General features: G+C 62.1%; 19 protein-coding genes. 15 read left to right on the forward strand and 4 right to left on the reverse strand.

Annotated elements, in window-relative coordinates:
* Positions 1–57: 57 nt before the first annotated feature.
* The 3 genes from JAO75_RS17380 to JAO75_RS17390 form a co-directional block, all read right to left on the reverse strand.
* Positions 58–1,689 carry an OPT/YSL family transporter gene (locus JAO75_RS17380; RefSeq protein ID WP_199050405.1) on the reverse strand — a complete coding sequence of 544 codons (1,632 nt, stop codon included), beginning with the start codon at positions 1,687–1,689 and terminating at the stop codon, positions 58–60.
* A gap of 78 nt (positions 1,690–1,767) precedes the next feature.
* The gene (locus JAO75_RS17385) at positions 1,768–5,595 is read right to left on the reverse strand and encodes a hydantoinase B/oxoprolinase family protein (protein ID WP_199050406.1); all 3,828 of its coding nucleotides are present in this window, start codon (positions 5,593–5,595) and stop codon (positions 1,768–1,770) included.
* Positions 5,596–5,709: 114 nt separating this feature from the next.
* Positions 5,710–6,720 (reverse strand): AroM family protein, encoded by a 1,011-nt coding sequence (locus tag JAO75_RS17390; RefSeq protein ID WP_199050407.1) that lies wholly within the window; start codon positions 6,718–6,720, stop codon positions 5,710–5,712.
* Positions 6,721–6,869: 149 nt separating this feature from the next.
* On the opposite strand from JAO75_RS17390, the gene JAO75_RS17395 reads away from it, so the two are divergent.
* Positions 6,870–7,901, forward strand: coding sequence for an NAD(P)H-quinone oxidoreductase (locus tag JAO75_RS17395; RefSeq protein WP_199050408.1), 1,032 nt, complete (start codon positions 6,870–6,872; stop codon positions 7,899–7,901).
* Positions 7,902–8,363: 462 nt separating this feature from the next.
* Here JAO75_RS17395 and JAO75_RS25490 read toward each other — a convergent pair whose 3' ends face one another.
* The gene (locus JAO75_RS25490) at positions 8,364–8,675 is read right to left on the reverse strand and encodes a helix-turn-helix domain-containing protein (RefSeq protein WP_199050409.1); all 312 of its coding nucleotides are present in this window, start codon (positions 8,673–8,675) and stop codon (positions 8,364–8,366) included.
* A gap of 215 nt (positions 8,676–8,890) precedes the next feature.
* Between JAO75_RS25490 and JAO75_RS17405 the strand changes: the two genes are divergently transcribed.
* From JAO75_RS17405 to JAO75_RS17470, 14 genes are all read left to right on the forward strand, one after another.
* Positions 8,891–11,410: an ATP-binding protein gene (locus JAO75_RS17405; protein WP_199050410.1), complete on the forward strand. Its 2,520-nt coding sequence runs from the start codon at positions 8,891–8,893 to the stop codon at positions 11,408–11,410.
* A 7-nt stretch (positions 11,411–11,417) separates the two neighbouring features.
* On the forward strand, positions 11,418–12,014 hold the full coding sequence (locus JAO75_RS17410; RefSeq protein WP_199050411.1) for a Pvc16 family protein: 597 nt from the start codon (positions 11,418–11,420) through the stop codon (positions 12,012–12,014).
* Positions 12,004–12,690, forward strand: coding sequence for a hypothetical protein (locus tag JAO75_RS17415; RefSeq protein ID WP_199050412.1), 687 nt, complete (start codon positions 12,004–12,006; stop codon positions 12,688–12,690). Before JAO75_RS17410 ends, JAO75_RS17415 begins: the two co-directional genes overlap by 11 nt.
* Positions 12,691–12,704: 14 nt before the next feature.
* Positions 12,705–13,778, forward strand: a complete 1,074-nt coding sequence (locus JAO75_RS17420) for a hypothetical protein (RefSeq protein ID WP_199050413.1) — start codon at positions 12,705–12,707, stop codon at positions 13,776–13,778.
* Positions 13,779–13,807: 29 nt separating this feature from the next.
* The gene (locus JAO75_RS17425; RefSeq protein WP_199050414.1) at positions 13,808–15,370 is read left to right on the forward strand and encodes a phage tail sheath family protein; all 1,563 of its coding nucleotides are present in this window, start codon (positions 13,808–13,810) and stop codon (positions 15,368–15,370) included.
* A gap of 11 nt (positions 15,371–15,381) precedes the next feature.
* Entirely contained in the window at positions 15,382–15,816 is a 435-nt protein-coding gene (locus JAO75_RS17430) for a phage tail protein (RefSeq protein ID WP_199050415.1), read from the forward strand.
* Positions 15,817–15,849: 33 nt separating this feature from the next.
* Entirely contained in the window at positions 15,850–16,233 is a 384-nt protein-coding gene (locus JAO75_RS17435; RefSeq protein ID WP_199050416.1) for a hypothetical protein, read from the forward strand.
* 17 nt (positions 16,234–16,250) lie between these two features.
* Positions 16,251–16,409: a DUF6760 family protein gene (locus JAO75_RS17440; RefSeq protein ID WP_343234647.1), complete on the forward strand. Its 159-nt coding sequence runs from the start codon at positions 16,251–16,253 to the stop codon at positions 16,407–16,409.
* Between the two features lie 3 nt (positions 16,410–16,412).
* The gene (locus tag JAO75_RS17445; RefSeq protein WP_199050417.1) at positions 16,413–16,838 is read left to right on the forward strand and encodes a phage tail protein; all 426 of its coding nucleotides are present in this window, start codon (positions 16,413–16,415) and stop codon (positions 16,836–16,838) included.
* Between the two features lie 580 nt (positions 16,839–17,418).
* A complete protein-coding gene (locus tag JAO75_RS17450) occupies positions 17,419–18,207 on the forward strand; it encodes a hypothetical protein (protein WP_199050418.1) in 789 nt (262 codons plus the stop codon).
* 7 nt (positions 18,208–18,214) lie between these two features.
* Positions 18,215–18,886 (forward strand): CIS tube protein, encoded by a 672-nt coding sequence (locus JAO75_RS17455; RefSeq protein WP_199050419.1) that lies wholly within the window; start codon positions 18,215–18,217, stop codon positions 18,884–18,886.
* Positions 18,864–19,967, forward strand: a complete 1,104-nt coding sequence (locus tag JAO75_RS17460) for a phage late control D family protein (protein ID WP_199050420.1) — start codon at positions 18,864–18,866, stop codon at positions 19,965–19,967. Before JAO75_RS17455 ends, JAO75_RS17460 begins: the two co-directional genes overlap by 23 nt.
* Entirely contained in the window at positions 19,964–20,602 is a 639-nt protein-coding gene (locus JAO75_RS17465) for a phage baseplate assembly protein V (protein WP_199050421.1), read from the forward strand. The genes JAO75_RS17460 and JAO75_RS17465 overlap by 4 nt, the downstream gene beginning before the upstream one ends.
* A gap of 10 nt (positions 20,603–20,612) precedes the next feature.
* Positions 20,613–20,909 carry a PAAR domain-containing protein gene (locus JAO75_RS17470; RefSeq protein ID WP_199050422.1) on the forward strand — a complete coding sequence of 99 codons (297 nt, stop codon included), beginning with the start codon at positions 20,613–20,615 and terminating at the stop codon, positions 20,907–20,909.
* Positions 20,910–20,911 lie beyond the last annotated feature (2 nt).

Below are 20,911 nucleotides of genomic sequence, written 5' to 3' on the forward strand. Positions count from 1 at the left end.
CTGTTCCCGTGACATTAATCCTGATAGACGCGCCAGCTGATAGGGCCGGCGTGGCGATTAGCGGAAGTAGCGCTTTCCGACGGAATCGAAGAAGCTGTAGATGGCGTCACCCGCGATTAGACCCGCCGCAAAGACTTGCATGTCGCCCTCAGCCGTCTCGCCGGCTGCCCGTTTCCAGATGAGACGCGCCACAATACCGGCAAGAACTGCCCATCCGGCCATCGGGAAGTTGATCAGCAGGCCTGTCGCAAAGAGCACACCGATCTGTCGCTGAGGACCACCGATATATTGCAGAATCGCACCTGGGATTGCCCAGATGAAGAGTGACCAGGCCACTCCGGGTGCAACGCCGGCATTGATCGTGGCGGCATAAACTCGGTCGACCGGCGGGAACAAATTCTGCGCGAAGTAGGAGGGATACGCCCAAAGGACCACTATGGCCGCGATGAAGAACGCCAACATGGCGGCCATGAGCTGCTGCCGGCGGCCCTCCCGCTCAAACTCAGGATCGGCGCCATTGCCGCGCAGGATGTAGCCTGCCTTGAGGTCGTAGCCCATATCTGCAAAGGCAGGGCCAGTTGCCGCCGAGAAGCCTGTCAGCAAGGCGAGAGCCGGCATCGGGAAACCGATGAGGAGGCCGATGATGAGCGTGATAAGCGCTACTGCAAAGGCTGGAAACCAGCCGGAGTGCATGGCAGAAATGCCGACGATCAATTCGTGAGCATAGGCTGCGAAGGCAGCGTAAATCACGAACAGGATGAGCATGCCAATGGACATCTCGGAGAAGAGGCCGCCGATCACCGCCAATAGCACTGCAATGGCAATGTATCCCAATGAGCCGAAGCCGAGGGTGCGCCGGACCTCCTCGTCGGTGCGACCGGCGGCCAGTGTCGGCTTCTTGTCGCTCCGCTGCAGGATCAGCATACCGACCTGCACGAGGGCAACCAGACCCGCACCGATCATGAAGCCATGTGGGACATAACCCTTCATCAGATCTCCGCCAGGGGCAATGGACGCGAAGGCCGGACTGGCAAACAGCGAGGTCGAGTAGCCGCGCACCAGGAGCGCGATACCGAACATAGACAAGGCCCAGATGTTCCCGATGAAGGCCACGCCCAGAGCCGACATCGGAATCTTAAAGAATGAACCTACAATCCCGACTGCAAAACCAATCCCCATCAGGGCCGCCTTGCGGCCACCCTCGTCGCCCGCCTTGATCGCTTCGGCAGCTGCCACACCCGGCGGCCAAGCGCCGCTTGCTGGGAACACGCGAGAGTCAAACATCCGGTAGAGCAGGTAGGCGTCCAGGAGGAGGGCGAAGAACACGCCGACAAACATCGGCAGAACAAGATCCTGCCGGCCGAGGAGAAACGGAATACCGATCGGCAGGAGGAGGCTATTGGCAGCCCCGAAGGTGGCGGAGGAGATGGCACTCTGCGCGAGGTTTTGCACGTGCACAGAACGGTAACGCATGAAGGCCATCACCGGCACGCGGGCCAGTGCTATAGCGGCAAGTGCCCCGATGAGGGAGGTATTGGGCGTCACGCCGAGAGAGACGAGGAGCTGCAGGCCGATGATTGCTCCAAAGACGCAGAGTACTGATAGCAATAGGAACGTTGCCGGTTCAAAGATCGTCGGATGCGCTTTCGCAGGTTCAGCCTGCGTCACAGTCGCTTGCACTACCGTCATGGCTCACCCCCAAAGGTCCTGGTTGAGATCAACACTGCACGCACTTCACCACTCGCATTTGGTCTGCGACTACAGCCGTCAGGCCACCTTACTTGCCGCGTCGGCCGCCAGCCGACCCGTCCGTCCGTACTCGGACGCAGCCGCGGCGGGGGTCACGAAACCGAAGGCAACGTCCTGCTCAACCAAGGCCCGATCGCGTTCGTGCGGATCGCCGTAACCGGCCCCGCCTGCCAGAACGACTTCGACGATCTCATCCGGGTGCGTTACCTTCACGAGCTCGCCCGCGCCGCAATCACGAACGAGATTCCCGCTGGGATCGCGCAAACCGCCCCGTGCGGCGCCTCCGGGTTTACCGCCGAACAGGCCAGGATTGAGCACATCGAAGCCCTCCGGATAGACAGAGATGAGCGTCGGCCGTTCATCCGCGCTGAGCTTGCGCAGGCGTACGCGCTGTCCAAGCCCTCCACGGTACCGGCCAGGTCCACCCGAATCCGCGACGTATCCCTTCTCGAGGATGAGCACCGGCACGCGCGCCTCAAGCAGCTCAATCGAGGTATTAGCGGCCGACGTTGGATAGAGAATTCCTGACTTGCCATCCCTGTGCGCAGAGGCTCCCTGGCCACCTCCCATGAAGAGCATGTCGGCATAGGTGCGGCCCGAAGCATCGCGCCCATAAATGTTCGCCGCTGTCGGCAGGCCAGTGAAGGCTTGCACCTGCTGCGGCGCAGCACTGCTCAGGACGCGGAAGATGTTCGGCGCGAGATACCAGCCTGTACGCGTGCGCATGGCGACCGAGGCGGGACGAGTGCAGTTGAGCACTGAGCCCTCCGGAGCCTTGACCGTGAAGGCACGATAGCAGCCCGCGTTGCCGCGCACGTTGGGCGTCAGCATACATTTCAATGGATAGGTGGCGTGCGCCATGGTGTAATTGAGGGTGCAGTTCAATCCACCTTGATCGAGCTGTGGCGGGGCACCCTCGAAATCAAGCTCGATTCGGTCTCCTGCCACGGTTAGCTTCAGCGGATACGTCATCCGCTCGCCCAAGGGATTGTTGCTGATCGACCCCTGATAGATTCCGTCAGGAAGGGCCGAGATGGCGTCTCGCATCGCCTTTTCGGAGCGGTTCTGCACGACCGCGGCTAGGGCGCGCAGATCATGCATGCCATACTCGTCCATGAAGGATTTCAGACGCTCGGCGCCGATAGCGTTAGCGGCTACGAGCGAATGAATGTCGCCCAGAACTTGGTCAGAGCCGCGGATATTCTCGCCCATGAGGCGCACGAGCGTCTCATTAACGCGCCCCGCCTCATACAATTTCATGGGTGGGATCTGCAGGCCTTCCTCGTAGATCTCGCGCGCTTTGAGCGAATCGCGCGTGCCTCCGATATCGCCGACGTGACCAACTGTTCCCATCATGGCGACAACGCGCCCATCGCGGAAGACGGGTGTGACCACTGCGACGTCGAACAGGTGGCCCGCGCAAAGCCAGGGATCGTTGGTGATGAGGACGTCACCCGGCCGCAAGGTCTCGGCCGGATAGCGCTCAAGCAAGGCCTTCACTGCGCGCGGCAGCGTGAGGTTGAAAACGGGCATCGCCCGTGGGCTGTGCGCAAGGGTTTCCCCGTCAGGATCGAGAAGTTCCGTCGCAAAATCCTGCGCCTCCGAGATCACGAGCGAAAACGCCGTGCGACAGACGGTGAGCCACATTTCCTCAACGACGTTGATGAGGCGGCTCCACATGATCTCAAGTGAAATGGGGTCCGCTTCGATGCGTCGGATTGCTTCCTCGACCGGCATCTCTGGGGTAATGGCGACCTCGGCCTCATCGGCCAGCCCAACGAGGATGCGTAGATTGAGATTCTCGTCGACGCTGAGCCGGTCGCCGAGGGCGATGACCGTTGTCGCCTCGCGCTCCTCAATAATGGCTGGGCCGACTATCTTGTCCCCGGGGCGCAGAGCGTAACGGTCGTAAACGACAGCCTCGCTCCAATCCTTGTCGAACCAGGCGCGGCGGGTCCCCTTGATCTTCTGGCCGGCGATCCCGCTCGCAGCACCTGTCACCGAGAGAGTCGGGGTCGGACCAAAGCAGCGGACGCGGAAATTGATAGCTTCGATGCGCGCACCTTCGTAGACGGAAGTATAGCGCTGTGCATAGGCCTTTGTGAAGGCCTCGCGGATCGTGCTGAGGCTGTCGCTCCCGACGGGGCCATTGGGCAACGGCACAGCAAGGTCGTGCATCTGGCCGACGAGGCGCATGTCGGCGCTGCGCTCGACGCCGATCCCGGCCAGATCGACGCCTGCCTCTATGAGGTGCCGGCGGCCTTCCGTTTCCATTTCGTCAAGCAGAGCGTTCACGCTCTTGGCATCGAAATCATCCGAGAATTCGATCGGCAGGGAACGCACGAGATCAAAGGAAAGCGGAGCCGCGAGGAAGCCGAGGGCGGAGGCGGCACCGGAGGCGGGCGGAACAATCACCTCGCCAATACCGAGGACCCGAGCGATAGCCGCTGCGTGGGCTGGGCCGGCGCCGCCGAAGCCCACCATGGCGTAGCGGCGGGGGTCCTTGCCACGCTCCACAAGATGCACCCGTGTGGCCGCCGCCATGCTCTCGACGACCACTTTGTGGATGCCCCAGGCAGCCTCTTCGACGGTAAGGCCGAGCGGAGCGGCGACGCTCTCGACCGCACTTGCCGCCGCCCGCGCGTCGAGCGTCATCCGCCCACCAAGAAAGAAGCTTGGATCGTAATAACCCAACACGAGATTGGCATCAGTTACCGTTGGCTTTGTACCACCCCTGCTGTAGCAGGCTGGACCTGGGTCGGATCCTGCCGAATGCGGGCCGACTTTGAGCAGGCCAACCTCGTCGATCTCCGCGATGGAGCCGCCACCTGCGCCGATCTCGATCATCTCAATGACCGGTGCCTTGATCGGGAGACCTGAGCCTCGTGCAAAGCGCCGCACGCGCGCCGCTTCAAGCATGGGCGCCACCTCGACCCGCCCGTCCTCGACAAGGCAGGCCTTGGCTGTCGTGCCGCCCATGTCGAAGGAAATCACGTCCTTCTTGCCGGCGAGCGCCCCGAACAGGACCGTCGCCAGCCCTCCCCCGGCCGGGCCACTCTCGAGCAAGCGGATCGGGTAAGCGCGTGCCGTCTCGGGCGACACCATGCCCCCAGCTGAGTGCATCAGCCGCAGCGTTCCGCGAAAGGAGCGCCTCCGAAGATCGGACTCCAGGCGCGCCAGGTAGCGGTCCATGAGGGGCTGGACGAAGGCGTTTGCGCAGGTGGTGACGAAGCGCTGGTATTCCCACATTTCGGCAACAACTTCGCTCGAGAGCGAGATCGACAGATCCGGGAAGGCCTCTTTGAGAATGGCCCCGGCGGCGCGCTCGTGCGCCGGGTTGCGGTAACTGTTGAGGAAGCAGATGGCGGCCGCCTCGCAACCGGCCTCGACGAGTTCGCGGCCGGCGGACAAAACCGCTGCCTCATCGAGGGGCTCGACAATTCTGCCGTCGCGATCAATGCGCTCGCCAACTTCGAGTCGCAGGTCGCGCCCGACGAGTGGCTCTGGGAAAGTGAGAAAGAGATCGTAGATGTCGTAGCGCTGTTCCGTTCCCATCTCGATGATGTCACGGAAGCCCCGCGTGGTCAGGAGACCGAGCTTGGCCCCTTTGCGCTCGATAATGGCGTTCGTGACAAGGGTCGTGCCATGCACGATTTCGTCTACCGCATCTAGTCCGATCCCGGCGCCTTGGACGAGTTCCTCAAGCCCAGTAAGTGCCGCGATGGAGGGGTCCTGCGGCGTTGTCAGATTCTTGTGCAGCCGCACAGTATGGCCATCAGCATCGTACAACACAAAGTCCGTGAAGGTGCCACCAATATCGACACCAATGCGAAAACGTGACGGCATTCAGCCTGCCTCCCATGACACTCAGCGTGTGGGCGCACCGCGAAATCGCCGCGGCATCGCTATTCACGTGGAGGGTAAGCGAGGAGGCCTCGCCAGAACTATAGGCGTTTGCACCTAGTGCGTTGGGTTCTCACTTGGATTGCCAAGCTTGTTGAAATGGCTGAGCGCCAAGTGGATCAAGGCGCTCGTCGAGGTCACCCCTGTCTTCGACAGGACCTTTGTGCGATGGATCCCGATCGTGCGCGGGCTCACGCCGAGCCGACGGGCAATGGCTTTCGTAGACAAGCCCTCAACCATCTGCCACATGACCTCCCGCTCACGGGGAGTTAGGCTCATAAGGCGCGTCTCCAGAGCCGGATCGACTATCGTGACGGAGTGGGGCCCCGCCACGGTGCCGGCCACATCGAGGAGCATGCGCGCGGCACCGGCGATCACCCGGCGCGGCAGAATCACGGGCTTGCTGGTTAGTTCGCCTAGTCGGCGGGCCGTTGGCTCGTCGAAGGCGATCGAATTGAGAACGAGCACCTCGCACCCGGCGCATTCTCGGGCCACGCGCTCGCAGTCGATGGGGTAGGACGGGTCAAGCCAAGTGCGGACATGGTCGAAGCTTGAGAGACCAAGTTCGTTTTCCACGATCTGGCGCTGAATGGGCTGGATGAGGCCGACCCGGCGGCCAGAGGTAACCAGTGCGTCAACGGCGGTGTCGACGGCCCTTTGCATGTTGATGACCGGGCATTTGCCCGGGAAATCGCGAACGAAGCCGGTTGACAACAGCGCAACGAGTGCGAACTCCGCCGGCGCCATACGGGACACGAGCGCCTGCATGCGTTCCTCGATCGCGCGCCGGGCGATCACCACGCGCTCGCCGGTGGCAAGAACTGTCGCAATGCTGAGTTCGCCCGGGGCGGGCGCCAACCGCCGGATCTCTTCACGACTCAAGCCGTCAAGTGCTCCGAATTCAGAGATGCTGACGGACAGGGGAAGCAGGTCCGTAATATAACGGACGACATCGCCCCGAGGCGTTTGGCCGGCCGTGACCAGCGCTATGCGCTGGACGCTACCGGAGCTTTCACGGGACCTAACCGGTTCAGAAGTTGAAGTCACGTGAGTGAGATCAAGGGGCATGCGTGGTCACCCTCCACAATCGATGCAATCGTAGAACGCGCAGGCCCGACCGGACAAGGGTCCCCATCTGATCTAGGCGAAATTCCCTATTTCCTGGTGACCCTCATCCTTTCTAAGGTGGAGTTCCAAGCTCCCGGAGGAAGCAGGCGATGACGCATTCATCAGCGATAGCACCCATAGGTATCGTGCCTGAGTCCCAGCGCGTCATCGACATTCCCGCAATTGGTGGTCCTGAGGCCCTCGTCCTCACACATCAGCCAGTGCCGTCGCCGGGGCCGAACGACGTCTTGATCGAGGTCCACGGCGCGGGCGTGAACCGCGCGGATGTGATGCAGCGTATCGGGACCTATCCTATGCCGGATGATGCGCCGAGCGTGCCGGGACTGGAGGTTGCTGGGGTAGTGGTCGCGTGCGGCTCGGCAGTCCACCGGTGGAAGATAGGCGATCGCGTCTGCGCCCTCGTCGTCGGAGGCGGTTATGCCGAGTATTGTATTGCACCTGAGGTGCAGTGCCTACCTGTGCCAGAGCACCTGACGCTCGTCGAAGCAGCCGGGCTGCCAGAGGTTATCTTCACCGTTTGGATGACCGTCTTCGAGCAGGCACATCTCGTCTCTGGCGAAGCGCTTCTCGTACACGGTGGCGCGAGCGGCGTCGGTAGCATGGCCATCCAGATCGCGAGGCAATGCGGGGCTTCTGTTATTGCGACAGCGGGATCTGATGAGCGCTGCGCTTTTGCGAGGGGACTCGGTGCCGATCTCGCCATCAACTACAAGAACGAGGATTTCGTTGAGGCCGTGCACCGATACACCGGAGGAGCGGGCGTGGATGTCATCCTCGACATGGTCGGTGGGCCTTACGCACAGCGCAACATCGCCTCGCTCAATATGGGCGGGCGTCTCTGCTATGTGTCGCTCCAAGAGGGAATGGAAGCGACATTCGATCTTCTTCATATCCTCCTCAACCGCTTGACGATCACGGGGGCCAATCTCAGGCGACGCTCGGTCGAAGAGAAAGGACGGCTTGCGCGGGAGATCGAGAAGAGAATCTGGCCGCTCGTTTCCTCAGGCAGAGTGAAGCCGGTAATCGACCGCACCGTTGCACTGGACCAAGCTGCCGAGGCTCATCGGTTACTCGAGGCAGGTCAGATCGCTGGGAAGGTAATACTGACCCCGGGTACGTAGAAAGGGAGTGAAGTTTATGGCGCAGTAAACGGCCAAGCAATTGAGAGATGTATCAAGTCTGCTGGCGTAGCCTCGAACGTGTGTACTATTGCGCCTGGCTGACTGGACACCTTGCTGAATAGCAGAACAACTTCAATATTTTGATAAGTCGATGGTTGCCTGGAGAGGATTGTACGTCTCAACCTGGTACGACAGCAGAATCAAATACTTAGCACACCCTTGAATTGCTCGTGTGTATCACCGGTGTGTAGTCCTGTCGAGCCATGCTATGCCGGCATTTGGTGCCGTCGCAGCCTGCCCCGTAGAAAGCTTCCTCGACAAGGTGTCTTACCTCTCTCCACGCTTCGACCAAGCCGTTCGGGAGAGATGATCCAGACCTCCTCGGGGTTCTGGCTTTCAAGGTTCCCAGGCGATGTTTCAGACCTGTCTGATCGATGTCGGGATAGTGTTGGACGGGGGCGCTCAAGGCCTCTTCTGTTGCTCGACGTCAAATCGTGATCTCGTCGAACATCCACTTGAGAGTGTCCTTGAGCCGCCTCTGCTTTGCAACAGCCTCCACCACTCTTTGCGCCTGGCATAGATCGGCGTCAGGTCAAATCCGAATGCGTCTACGACCACTCCAGCTTTGTCACGAACCGCATAGCGCTTGCCGTTCGGCGAGTCCTTTGAGACCACAAGCCGCAGGTTGATCAAAGCACGGATGGTGCCTTCAGAATGTGCATAGGCCGGTTTTCCTAGCGACCAACATAGGTCAATCGACCGCTTCTGCCGCACGTACAAATGCGGGCGCTACTATCGCTCCTAAGATGGAGCTCACATCGGCCATGCGGGCTATTGACCTGATCGACCGAAGTGTCTGGTAAACGTTCGTCGCCGGGGGAGGGATGATCTATTGCTCGTATGTCCATGATTGATCCTTCAAGGCGAATTTGAGGAGTGAACGAACGGACCCATAATTCGGCTACCAAGTGCCGCATTGGGCGCCCTACATGTCCGGTATTCGCATCGCCATCGTTAAACTGCGCAACGACGTGCTCGCGGACACGATTGCGTACGATCTCCGCGAGGCTCCGGAATTTGAATTGGTTTCGGATGAGCTGATCGATGCCGACGAAACCCGCGACAAGCTTTTCTCAGTCGCCCGCGATGTTGAGGTGCTGATCGCCTTTGGCGACTTCGATCCCGATCTGCTGGAGGAAATCGTCCGCAACGAGCCGCATGCCGTCATTGCCAGCATCGTGATTGGCGAGGATCTAGTGAACTTCCGCCTGAGCGAGGTCGGCTCGGTGCAGTTGATCGAGACGCTCCAGGTGCTCGCTCGCGATAGGGGCCCCGATCGTTCGCGGCTTATGGAGTACCGGCTGTCCAAAGAGGGACACCCAGCCGAGCTTGTCGAGATCGGCCGCTCGGTCGACCGCCTCATTCACGAAGCCGACAAATGGGTGCGCGCCACGATCAGCGCCTACGCCAAATCGCTGCCACGCACGGACGGCGAATACCTAACTTATGCAACTGGCCCCCGCATCGTGGAGGATTTGGTCCGCACCGCGCCGCCGCGCCGGCTTGCCGAAGATGATGATTCCGCGCACGACCGCGAATTGGTGGAAGCGCTCATGACCGAGAGCGCCGCTCACCCCGAACCGCTGGCGCGGCTGTTCCAGCGGCTGGGGCTTACGGTGACGGAATTCAAGGTGCTGCTTCTGGCGCTCGGACCCGATCTCGGCGTCAAAATACAGACAGCCTTCGGTCATTTGAACGACGACCTCGGCCGCAAGCAGCCGACGCTTGGCCTCGCATGTTCCATGCTGGGCAACCCGATCGATATTCGCACCGAACTGGAGCATGAGAAGGGCCTTGTTCGCTGGCGCCTGCTCGACAGCGGTGATGTGCTGCCGCGCGCCGACGAGCCCGCCCGCCTTGCCCAGCCGCTGCCGGGCTGGCTGCTCGGCGATGAAGATGCCCTGTTTGGGGATGCGTCGCTGCGCCCTTTCATCCGAGCCGGGGCCTATCCGGGCGCGGACTACATCTCCGACGCGGAAGGCGTCGGTCCGGGCGCGGGTTTGCACCAGTCCCTGGCTGGCCGAAGCCGGTGGATCGTGCTGCCGCCCCGGCATCTCGACCGCTGGCGCGCGCGCTGCGACGCGGCCGCGGCTGCGACTAAACGCACGACGCTCCGTTGCCAAGCCGAGAAACTGCTCGTGCTTGCGCCAACGGACCAGCGGGAGGCCACGATCCGACTTGCCCGCGCCGCGCAGCTCTTCGACATGGTCCCCATGGTGGACTTCGGAATTGAGCCGGCCGATGACAGCCGCCTGGCGCTGCTCGGCCATTTCGTCGACGCGCTGGGGATGGTGTCGCATCCAGCCGTGCTGATCGCCGCTGACCGGCGGTACGCCGCGAACTTGCCTGGCGACGATGTTACCGCCTATGCAGCTGACTATGCCGAAACGGAAGCATCGGAATTCTACAGGGCGGCCGCTGCGAGCCGGGGCCTGAAGCTCACCACTTCGGATTGCCGTCGGCTCGGAACGGAGTTCGAGCTGACGCTCGACCTGATCGGGCAGGCCGTCGAACTGGCTGCGTTTGACCGCCAGAGCGGCCGCGTGGGCGAGGAACTCTACGGGCCAATGGCGCGGGCATGCCGCACCGTTGCGAGCGCCAACCTGTCCAGGCTGGTGCAAGTCTCGGCGCCGACCTTCGCACTTTCCGACGTCATCCTGCCGGCTGAGCAGCATGCGCAGCTCGGCGAGATCGTCAGCCAGGTCGAGCAGGCCCCAATCGTGCTGAACCAATGGGGGTTTGGCTCGCAATTACCCTATGGGCGGGGCGTCTCCGCACTCTTTGCTGGCCCGAGCGGGACCGGCAAGACGATGGCTGCGCAGGGCATCGCCAAAGCCCTCAAGACTGACCTCTTCACGGTCGACCTGTCCCGCGTCGTCAGCAAATATATCGGCGAGTCCGAAAAGAATTTGGATGCAGTGTTCAGCGATGCCGAAAAGGCCAATGCGGTGCTGGCCTTCCATGAGGCCGACTCGCTTTTCAACCAACGCAGCGAGACCAAGGACGCCCACGACCGCTACGCCAATCTGGAAGTCGCCTACCTGCTCCAGCGCATGGAGAGTTTCACCGGGCTGGCGATTTTGACTACCAATTTGAAGCAGAACATCGACAGCGCCTTCCTGCGCCGACTGCGCTTCGTGATCGAGTTCCCGAAGCCGGACGCGGCGGCTCGCGAAGCAATATGGCGTCAATGCCTTCCCGATGCGGCGCCCCTGGCCAAGGATGTGGAGCTGCACCTGCTCGCCAGGGAAATAGAACTGTCGGGCGGCAACATAAGGCAGGTCACGCTGAGGGCGGCCTTCGCGGCAGCCAGTGACGGATCCGGGCAGATCGGCATGCGGCACTTGTTCGCCGCGACCCGGGCCGAACTGATCAAGCTCGGGCGCACGGGCGGTTTGCGCCAGCTCGATGAACTCCAAGCCTATCATAACCGCACGATGGCGGCGTGAGGCGGCCATGAGCGCAGACAAGATCAGGAAAGTCACCGAGGCGATCAAGACGAGGATCGAAAGCGCGCTGCCCGATCTCGTTGTGCCGGCCCTCACCAAGGTGCATGTTGGGCCGCTCGACGACCAAGAGGCTAAGAACGCCCGGCTCGCCTTGTTCCTCTACCGAGCTTCGGTCAACAGCGACCTGCGCAATGCCGGCCATCGCGTCCTCCCGGCCGACCCGAACGATCCGATCATCGTCCATGACCGGGCGATCCCGTTCGACCTGCATTTCCTGCTGACCACCAGCCCGTCCGACAAGGATACCGACCTCAACGCGCTCGACGATCTCGGCTTGGCAATCCAGTCGATCAACGACACGCCGGACCTAGTTGGCGGGGCGCTGGGTAGCGATGTCGTGCGCCTTTCCTTCGAAGCAATGCCGACGGAGGAGATGGGGCGTATCTGGGCGCTGTTCCCGGCGGTCAACTACCGCACTTCCGTAGTGGTCTTGGCGACGCCGGTCTGGATTGATCCTGCGCTACCTGCAAGGCCCACCGCGCCGGTCGTCAGCGAGGAATATCGCGCCACCCCCAACTTCCAGGAGCCGCCCAATGGCTTCTGAGCCTAAACGGCTGTCGCGCGCCGTGCAGTTCGCGGCTGAATTCATCGATCCAATCTCGGGGGAGCGCGTCAGCTGTGGGCTTGGCGTCCGCGCGCTGGATGCTCAGGGACGGCCGACCGGCCGAGTGCCAATCCTGAATCGGTCGGGCCGCTTCATCTGGAGGGTCTATTTTGTTGCCGACGGATCGGAAGCCCCGCCGCCGGCGGAGATCGAAATAGAGCCCGGCAAGCTGCCTTATTACGCCGACGCTTTCCCCTTGCCGCAGATCCCGGGCGACCGGCTGGTCCGCTTCCATCTGCGGCCGTCGCCGGCCTATGCGGTGCCCGACGGGATAACCGCGCTGCGTGGCCGTTTGGTCGAGACCTTGCCAGATGCGGAGCCCGTCCCGGATGCCCTCCTGCGCTTGGCGTGGACAGGTCCGGAGGGCCAACAGCCGCAAGTGCTGCCGCAAGATGCGCGCAGCGACGAGCATGGCGAGTTTGTCGTCTCGCTCCGCGCTAGGCCCGGCTTCGACGCCAACGTCGCGGCCGGCCGGCCGACGGCTGAACTGCACGTCTTCCGCTTCGAGGACGATGAGACGAAGCACCGCGTCGCCGGCCCACTCGTATTGATGGAAGGGCGGCTGCAGCCGCGTGACGATGTTTTCGACTGGTCTGACCTGACAGCGGTCATCTGAGAAAGGCGAGTGTCATGGGAGTGGCAGCACTTAATGCAGAAGCGTCTGCGTCCGCCAACGATGCGTACGACCTCGGGGAACTGGTGGCGAACATCAGCGAGCAGATCGCCGATTATGAAGCAAAGAAGCTCGCGCAACTGAAGAGTGAGATCGAGGGCTTCATTAAGAAGAAGGACGCCCTCATCGAAGACTACAAGAAGAAGCACCCGGAGCTATTGCGCCTCTGGTCCGGGCAGAATGTCGCCATCGACATTCTGCACAAGACGTTGGTATGCCGATACCCGGATTGGGCCGAGATTTTCCAGAGCTGCGTCTGCAAGCACATCGAGGCCATACAGACAAGCCAAGTGAACCTCGACGTCCGCCTGTGTTGCGGCCAAGGCGCAAACGAGAAGGCGCGCGACAAGGCCAAGCAGAAATCAGAAGCAGCAAACCTTTTCCTCAAAGGGCTGGGTGACATGGAGAAGGGGATAACCGCCCAGCTCCAGCAGAACCAGAAATGGATCGACGAGATCGGCAAACTGCTCAATGGCCCGGACAGCATCCAAGCAATCCATGTGTTCTGGGGCAAGCTCCTGCCGGCCCACGCGCAACTCGCCCCAGACGGGCTTTCGACGGTTCTCAAGGAAAGTCTCGCCAAAGCGGCATGCAATGCTGCCCAGGTGGTCGACGATTCGTGCAAACCCGTCGCCGCTGAGCCTTCTAACACGCGTTCGCCGCCCTGGCTCATCCATTTCGACGTATATGGGAGCGCGCTCGAAAAGGCATGGTGCGTCTACCGGAAAGCAAAGGAGGACTATGGCGCGGCGGAAGGTGCATTTGCCCGCAACCCCGACGATGTCGATGCGACAGCCAAGGAGATTGAGGCTGCCCGCAAGGCGCTCGACGTCACGATCCGCGACTGCTTGAAGAAGCGCGTCACCTCGCAAGCCGGCTGCGAACTGGATCAAACGACGGCCCATACCCCGTCCGAAAAATTGGCCGGGGAGAACGGCGAGCCAGACGGCAATCCGCCGGACAAGCTCAATCAAGGCCCGCTCGACCAAAGCACGGGCGCCATAGCGACAACTGAACAAACCGACCGCTGAGGCGGTCATTACCAACGGGAGAGCCGACAATGCCCGAATATCTGGCTCCTGGCGTCACTATCGAAGAGATCGAACGCGGCCCGCGGCCGATCGACGGGGTACCGACCAGCACCGCAGCCTTTCTCGGCGAGACCGAACGCGGACCGATCAAGCCTCGCCTCATCACAAGCTATATTGAATACAAGCGCTGGTTCGGCGATGTGTTCGGCAATCGCGACAAATACATGCCCTATGCCGCCAACGGCTTCTTCGAGAATGGCGGCCGCAGGCTCTATGTCTGCCGCATCGTCAGCAACGACGCGACGAGCGCCGAGTTCGAGTTCGGAAACTTTGTCGCAAGGGCGGTCGGCGCCGGAGAATGGGGAAATCGCATTTTCGTCAAGGTGAGAGAGAGTTCCACAGCGACGAAGGCCCCTGGCACCAGCGATCCGATCCCGGTCGGTTTCCGGCTCCAGATCGCATATTGGGCAAACGAACCCGATGGCGGGCTTTTCGATCCGTTCGATCCGGACAATCGCACGTTACGCCCCCGGCCCACGCTGGTTGAGGACTTTGACGATCTCGTACTGGACGCGAAGTCTTCGGACTATTTCGAGAAGAGGCTGGTGGGCAACTCGTCGCTGATCGCATTTACCCAGATCGATCCGGCCGATGCCACGCTTCCGGCCCCGGGGTTGGGAACGCTCGCGGGAGGCGATAACGGCACCGAAGTCGGCGCGGACGATTTTACGGGATTGCCCGCCGACGAACGAACCGAACCGCAGGGCCTGACCGCGCTTGAGCTTGACCCCTATCGGGAAGTGGCGCTTGTCTACGCGCCGTTCCCCAGCACCGCACGCGAAACCATACATCTTGCTGTCATCAGCCATTGCGAGAATATGCGTTTCCGCTTCGGCGTGATCGACTCCGAACGGGACGAATCAAATCTAGACAATCTGGACCCACGCTCAACGCTCCAGGACACTCAATACGCCGCCTTCTACTATCCTTGGATACAGGTCGCGGACCCGCAGAGCGGCGCGCTGAAACATGTACCGCCGGGCGGCAATGTGCTCGGCATCTATGCCCGCACCGACACCGAACGCGGTGTGTTCAAGGCCCCGGCCAACGAGACGGTGCGTGGCGCGGTCGAACTGCGCTTCGATATCAACGACCGGGCGCAGGAGGTGCTCAACCCGCGTGGCGTCAACGCGATCCGAAGCTTCCCAGGCCGCGGCATCCGTGTGTGGGGGGCGCGTACCTTGTCATCCAACGGGCTCTGGAAATATGTCTCGGTGCGCCGCTTGTTCATCTTCCTGGAAAGGTCGATCTACGAAGGCACCCAGTGGGTGGTATTCGAGCCGAATGACGACCGGCTGTGGGCGCGCGTCACCGACACGGTCCGCCTGTTCCTTCGCACCCAGTGGCGCAACGGAGCGCTGTTCGGACGCACGGAGAAGGAGGCCTTCTTCATCACTTGCGACCGCACGACGATGACGCAGGACGACATCCTAAACGGGCGCCTAATCTGCGAGATCGGCATCGCCCCGGTGCGACCGGCTGAGTTCGTCATCTTCCGCATCTTCCAGCATACCGCTGAAGCCCAGCGCTGAGGAGAACAGCCATGGCCCGCAAAGACCCGCTCCGCAATTTCCGCTTCCGCCTGGAGATCGACGGCATAACTCAGGCGAACTTCTCCGAAGTGGCCATCGGCGAAACGGCGACCGATGTCGTCGAGTATCGCGACGGCAACGAGCCCGGCCCACTGCGCAAGCTCAGCGGCCTGACCAAATATGGCAACGTGACGCTCAAATGGGGGGTCACCGACTCAATGGAGCTGGAGGAGTGGCATGACGCCATCGCTGCCGGCCAGATCCAGAGTAACCGCAAGAACGTGGCGATCATCGTCATGGACGAGGCCGGGCAGGACAAAGCCCGCTTCGTCGTCAGTGAGGCGTGGCCGTCAAAGTACACCGTCACCGGCCTCAACGGCAAAGGCAACGAGGTCTGGGTCGAGTCGATCGAGCTCGTAAACGAAGGCGTCGAGCGCGAAATGTAAGCCGTAGGCCACGATTCCCGGAGGGAGAATACCATGCAGTCGAGACATACAGATTTCGTCACCGAGGTCGAGTTCACGCTACCCAAAGGCTATCTCGACCAGACTGGTATACTCCACAAACACGGCGTCATGCGGCTGGCCACCGCAGCTGACGAGATCCTGCCGCTGCGTGACCCGCGCGTGCAACAGAACGAGGCCTATCTAGCAGTGATCGTGCTGGCCCGCGTCATCATCAGCCTGGGCGACCTGCCCGCCGTGGACACGCGGGTCGTCGAGGGGCTGTTCGCCTCCGACCTCAATTTCCTCCAGCGCCTCTATGAGCGGATTAACAGCGCTGACGAGGTCGATGCGCCCATAGCCGTCACTCCGCTCGCCAACGGCGGCGGGAAAGGGTTCCACACCGTGGGGGAAGCCTGAAGGCCTATCCGGCGCACATGCTGCGGGAGGAGATGGCCTTCATCGCCTATCATTTTCACTGGAGTCCTGCTGAATTGCTCTCGCTCGAACATGCCGAAAGGCGCCACTGGTGCCGCTCGATCTCGGCGATCAACCGCAAGCTCGACGGCACGCCGGCGAATCCGTTTGAGGTTTAGGCCATGAACACGCGCGTCGACCCCTTCATGAATTTCCGCTTCGTGGTTGAGTTCGACCACATCCAGCACGGCGGCTTCAACAAAGTCAAAGGTGTAGCGCGCGAGGTAAAGGTCGAGACTTATCACGAAGGCGGCGAGAATGCCTATGAGCACAAGCTCGCCTCGAACACGACCTACGGCAACCTGACTCTAGAACGCGGTCTCGCGGACGACTTCCTGTCGAACTGGAACCAGGATGCGTCGGATGGGCAGGTCAGACGGCGGGACATCACGGTGATCCTCAGGGACGGCAGCGCCAATGAAGTGTGGCGCTGGCTGGTGGCCAGCGCTTTCCCCGTCAAGTGGACGGGAGCGGACCTCGACGGGTCCGGAGCGCAGGTGCTGGTCGAAAGCGTCGAGTTCGCTCATCACGGGATCCGGAAGGGCTGAGATGGGCAAGCTATTCCAGATCCGAACCATTTGGAAAAGGCCACGCCCCTTCGGCCTCCGGCCGCAGCAGGACGGCTCGCGGGAAGGGTCGTCGGATATGGGATTATCCTCTCCGATCTCGCTTTGCCGGATCGCTTCGGCGGCACTTACAATCGACCGCCAACATAACTGCTGCGCCTTCTCTCCCCTAAGAATTGGGGGAGAGGTGGCCCAAAGGACCAGCGAGAGACCGAATGCAATTGCCCCATACAACGGAGGGGAGAGTTCGGCAACGCATCCGCTCGACGCAAATCTCACCGGCTTTGCGCGACATGTCGGCAATAGAGCCCCCCTCCACTTTGAGGGGAGGAGCAAGAGATTGGGGTATCGTGTAGCGCAGACACGCTCAAGTTTGTCACATGCGATCGCCCTATCCAGAGGAGCTGTTTCCCGCAATTGGACCCCCCTGGCCCTGATCTGGCGACGTGCGAGAAAGGACATGCGGCAAGGTGGTAGGCAGCCGGAGCCGCCCGCAGCGATTACGACCCTTACGACTAACCTTACCTCGGTAAGCATTTCGCTGCCCGGCGAACGTGAAACTATGCGCTTCGTCTGGCTGCGCAAGGAAAAGGAACGGGTCTTCGGCCCATCGATCGTAGTGCGCGAGGCGGCGCATCGCGAGGTGCATGTGCGCGGAGAGCTCAACCTGGTTCTGAGATCGCGCGCGGTCCGGGCCCCTCAGGTCGGCAAGTTGTCCGCCGGGCGGCAGCGAAGCCCGGCGCCGACTACGGCGGCGTCGGATCGCTGGCCCTCTTTCGCGCCAGTTTCCATAGTTCCGGCGCGGCGCCAGGGCAATGCCGGGGCCTCGCAGAGCGCCAACGCTTCGGCGGGTCCTAAGTGGCGCTTCGCGCTTGCGACGGCGAGCGACAGACTGGAGGCGGCTGTCACCGGCGAGCGCCGCACCGACAGGGCCTTCGGTACGATGCTCGACCATGTGTCGCGGGGGGCGCTGCCTACTGCGTTGGCCTTGCCCGAGCCGCGCGGTATCACCCGCACCTCCACGGAAGCCGTCCTGGCCAAACCTCGGTCCCGCACGGATGCCCGGGAGTCGCACTTGCAGGCCACCGTACAGCAGATATCGCTCGATTGGCGCGGGCCGCCGGCGAAGGCGGCGCCGGAGCCGGAGCGGGCGCAACCCTCCGCCGCCGCGCGGACAGCCCCGGCAGAGCAAGGCGGGCAGCGTACTAGCGAGGCCGGGCCATCGCGCGCCTTGCCACGCATCGAGGCGGTCTCGCAGATTGAAGCCTCGGTCGTCGACCGTCTCGCCAACGACATCATGCATCGCATCGAGCGGCGTGCCCGCATCGAGCGCGAGCGGCACGGATTGTGAGGCTGTCATGGCGTTGGAAAAAGCCACCATCGACATCGTCAGCGGCTCCAAGGCCGGCAACCGGATCGCCGTGCTGTTCAACCCAACCGATTACACGATCGAGCGGTCGAATTCCTACAAGACGACTTCCATTCCGGGGCTCAGCGGACCGCTCATCCATTTCATCAATGGCGAGGCGGACGTGCTGTCGATGGAACTGTTCCTCGATGACTATACCGACGCGCCAAAGGCTGGGCGGAAGAGCGTGCGCGAGCGCGTCGATGAACTGGCGGGGTTGTTGGAGATCGACAACGACCAGCATGCGCCGCCGATCGTGCGCTTCGTCTGGGGCAAGCTCAGCTTCACGGCGATCATCGAGAAGATGACGCGCAAGTTCCTCCTGTTCCAGCCGGACGGCGTACCGTCGCGCGCCTCGCTCAGCATTAACTTCAAGGAGTACCGGACGCTTCCGGCTTTGCTGACCAATCCCCGCCTGCAATCGGGCGACAAAAGCAAGCGGCGCGTCATCGTGGCGGGCGACAGCCTCTGGCTCTTGGCATCGCGCGAATATCACGACGCGGCGCTATGGCGCGAGATCGCCGAGGCGAACGATCTCGACGATCCCCGCGACGTCGTAGCAGGCGACTGGGTTTTGGTTCCACCTCTGGAGAATGCTGATGGACCTCTCGGACGCCTCTAGCCGCTACGACGCGTTCTATGTTCCGGCCTTCACGGTGAAGGTAGATGGCCGCGCACTGACCTACGAGGTTCCGCTCGCCGTCAACCAAGTGGAGATCGACAAGACGCTGGGGGGTGCTGCGCATTTCGGTTTCACGATCGTCAATGCGTTCGATCAGGAGAAAGGCGAGTTCGTTACAGCGACAGGCCAGCCAGCCTTCGACCTGCTGAGATTCGGCGCCAAGGTGGAGATCGCGGTTGGCTACGGCGACCACCGCAAGCTCACGCCGGTCCTGTTCGGGACAATCACTAATCTCTCGACCGGCTTTTCGGAAGGTGGCACGCCGGAACTCAGCGTGTCCGGCTACGACAACATGTTCCCGCTGACGCTGGGCAAGCGCTCGAAGAGCTGGAAAGAGGTCAAGGATAGCGATGTAGTGCACTTGATCGCACAAGGTTATGGGCTCTCGACTGATATCGTCTCGACCGACGAGACGCATGAGCAGATCGAGCAGAACCAGGAAGGCGATCTCGACTTCATCACCAAGCTGGCCAAGCGCAACCATTACGAATTCTACATGACGGAGAAGGACGTGCTGCGCTTCGGCCCGCCGCGCGACACCAGCAACGGGCTGATGGCGCTGGCTTGGTCCAAGGGGCTCCTTAGCTTCAAGCCGGAAGCCAACCTGGCCTCGCAGATCTCCAGGGTGCGCGTGCTCGGTTGGGACCCAGAGGCCAAAAAGGCGATTGTGGGCGAGGCAGTGGCGGGCGAAGAGTCTGGCAAGGAGCCATCGCGCAGCAGCGCCGGCGAATACATCAAGAAATTCGCCAAGAAAGATGTAGTGCTCGAGGTGCGGCAGCCGGTCTTCACCCAGGCCGAAGCCAAGGAGCGGGCTACGGCCATATTGAGCGACCACGCCAAGGCGTTCCTGACCGGCGAGGCGGAATGCGTCGGGCTTCCAGAGCTGATGCCCGACACCAATGTGTCGCTCACCGGACTGGGGAAGACATTCTCGAAGATCTATTACATCCACGCCGCCAATCACAAGGTCGACGGCAACGGCTACCGCACGCGCTTCAAGGTCAAGGAGACGTCGCTATGAACTTTTTATCCCCGCATGCGCCCGAGACGATGCTGGAAGCCGGCGGGGCCGCCAAGGGCGTCGCGGTCGCGCTGGTGTGCGACAACAAGGATCCCGAGGGGCTCGGCCGGGTCAAGGTCTCCTATCCCTGGCACACGCAAGAGAACCAGAGCTACTGGGCGCGCATCGCGGCACCGATGGCGGGCAAGGACCGCGGCGTCTATTTCCTGCCCGAGATCGACGACGAGGTGCTCGTCGTCTTCGACCGAGGCGACGTGCGCTTTCCCTATGTGATTGGCGCGCTGTGGAACGGCAAGGACACGCCGCCGGAAACCAATGGCGACGGCAAGAACAATCTGAGGGTGATTCACTCCCGCAAGGGCCATCGCCTGACCTTCGATGACGGCGCGAGGGGAATGGTCCGCCTTGAGCTCGATGACGGCAAGAAGCTCGAGATCGACGACGACGGCATCAAGCTTGAGGACGGCGGTGGCAACAGCCTGACCATCGAAAGTGATGGTGGCACACTCTCCATCAAGGCGGCCGCCAAGCTGACCATCTCGGCTCCGAACGTGGAGATCTCCGCGACGGCGCAAATGAAGATCGATGGCGGCGGTTTCCTGGTGCTCAGAGCCGGCATGATCAACATCAATTGAGGTGACGGACATGGGACTGTCTGCTGCACGATTTGGAGATTTGACCTCGCATGGCGGCCTGCTGGCACCGGGGCCGGGCTGTCCGACCGTGCTGATCGAGGGCAAGCCGGCCTGGCGGGTGGGGCTCGACGCGCATCTATGCCCGGTCGCCAGTCCGCAGCCGCATGGCGGCGGCGCAGTGATGGTTGGCAGTGCGACCGTGCTGATCGGCGGGGCGCCCGCCACCCGCGTCGGCGACATGGTGGTCGAGGCGGCAGGCGGCCCGAACCCCATCGTGATGGGCGCGGCCACGGTTCTGATCGGGTGATG

It is taken from the genome of Microvirga splendida, assembly GCF_016427565.1.
GTDB classification, from domain to species: Bacteria; Pseudomonadota; Alphaproteobacteria; order Rhizobiales; family Beijerinckiaceae; genus Microvirga; species Microvirga splendida.

Coding starts and splice junctions, on each gene's coding strand:
- JAO75_RS17445 (WP_199050417.1), top strand. CDS start 16,413: ATGAACACGCGCGTCGACCCCTTCATGAATTTCCGCTTCGTGGTTGAG.
- JAO75_RS17390 (WP_199050407.1), bottom strand. CDS start 6,720: ATGCCCCTTGATCTCACTCACGTGACTTCAACTTCTGAACCGGTTAGG.
- JAO75_RS17385 (WP_199050406.1), bottom strand. CDS start 5,595: ATGCCGTCACGTTTTCGCATTGGTGTCGATATTGGTGGCACCTTCACG.
- JAO75_RS17435 (WP_199050416.1), top strand. CDS start 15,850: ATGCAGTCGAGACATACAGATTTCGTCACCGAGGTCGAGTTCACGCTA.
- JAO75_RS17455 (WP_199050419.1), top strand. CDS start 18,215: ATGGCGTTGGAAAAAGCCACCATCGACATCGTCAGCGGCTCCAAGGCC.
- JAO75_RS17450 (WP_199050418.1), top strand. CDS start 17,419: ATGCGCTTCGTCTGGCTGCGCAAGGAAAAGGAACGGGTCTTCGGCCCA.
- JAO75_RS17415 (WP_199050412.1), top strand. CDS start 12,004: ATGGCTTCTGAGCCTAAACGGCTGTCGCGCGCCGTGCAGTTCGCGGCT.
- JAO75_RS17395 (WP_199050408.1), top strand. CDS start 6,870: ATGACGCATTCATCAGCGATAGCACCCATAGGTATCGTGCCTGAGTCC.
- JAO75_RS17380 (WP_199050405.1), bottom strand. CDS start 1,689: ATGACGGTAGTGCAAGCGACTGTGACGCAGGCTGAACCTGCGAAAGCG.
- JAO75_RS17405 (WP_199050410.1), top strand. CDS start 8,891: ATGTCCGGTATTCGCATCGCCATCGTTAAACTGCGCAACGACGTGCTC.
- JAO75_RS17440 (WP_343234647.1), top strand. CDS start 16,251: ATGCTGCGGGAGGAGATGGCCTTCATCGCCTATCATTTTCACTGGAGT.
- JAO75_RS17420 (WP_199050413.1), top strand. CDS start 12,705: ATGGGAGTGGCAGCACTTAATGCAGAAGCGTCTGCGTCCGCCAACGAT.
- JAO75_RS17465 (WP_199050421.1), top strand. CDS start 19,964: ATGAACTTTTTATCCCCGCATGCGCCCGAGACGATGCTGGAAGCCGGC.
- JAO75_RS17430 (WP_199050415.1), top strand. CDS start 15,382: ATGGCCCGCAAAGACCCGCTCCGCAATTTCCGCTTCCGCCTGGAGATC.
- JAO75_RS17425 (WP_199050414.1), top strand. CDS start 13,808: ATGCCCGAATATCTGGCTCCTGGCGTCACTATCGAAGAGATCGAACGC.
- JAO75_RS17470 (WP_199050422.1), top strand. CDS start 20,613: ATGGGACTGTCTGCTGCACGATTTGGAGATTTGACCTCGCATGGCGGC.
- JAO75_RS17410 (WP_199050411.1), top strand. CDS start 11,418: ATGAGCGCAGACAAGATCAGGAAAGTCACCGAGGCGATCAAGACGAGG.
- JAO75_RS17460 (WP_199050420.1), top strand. CDS start 18,864: ATGGACCTCTCGGACGCCTCTAGCCGCTACGACGCGTTCTATGTTCCG.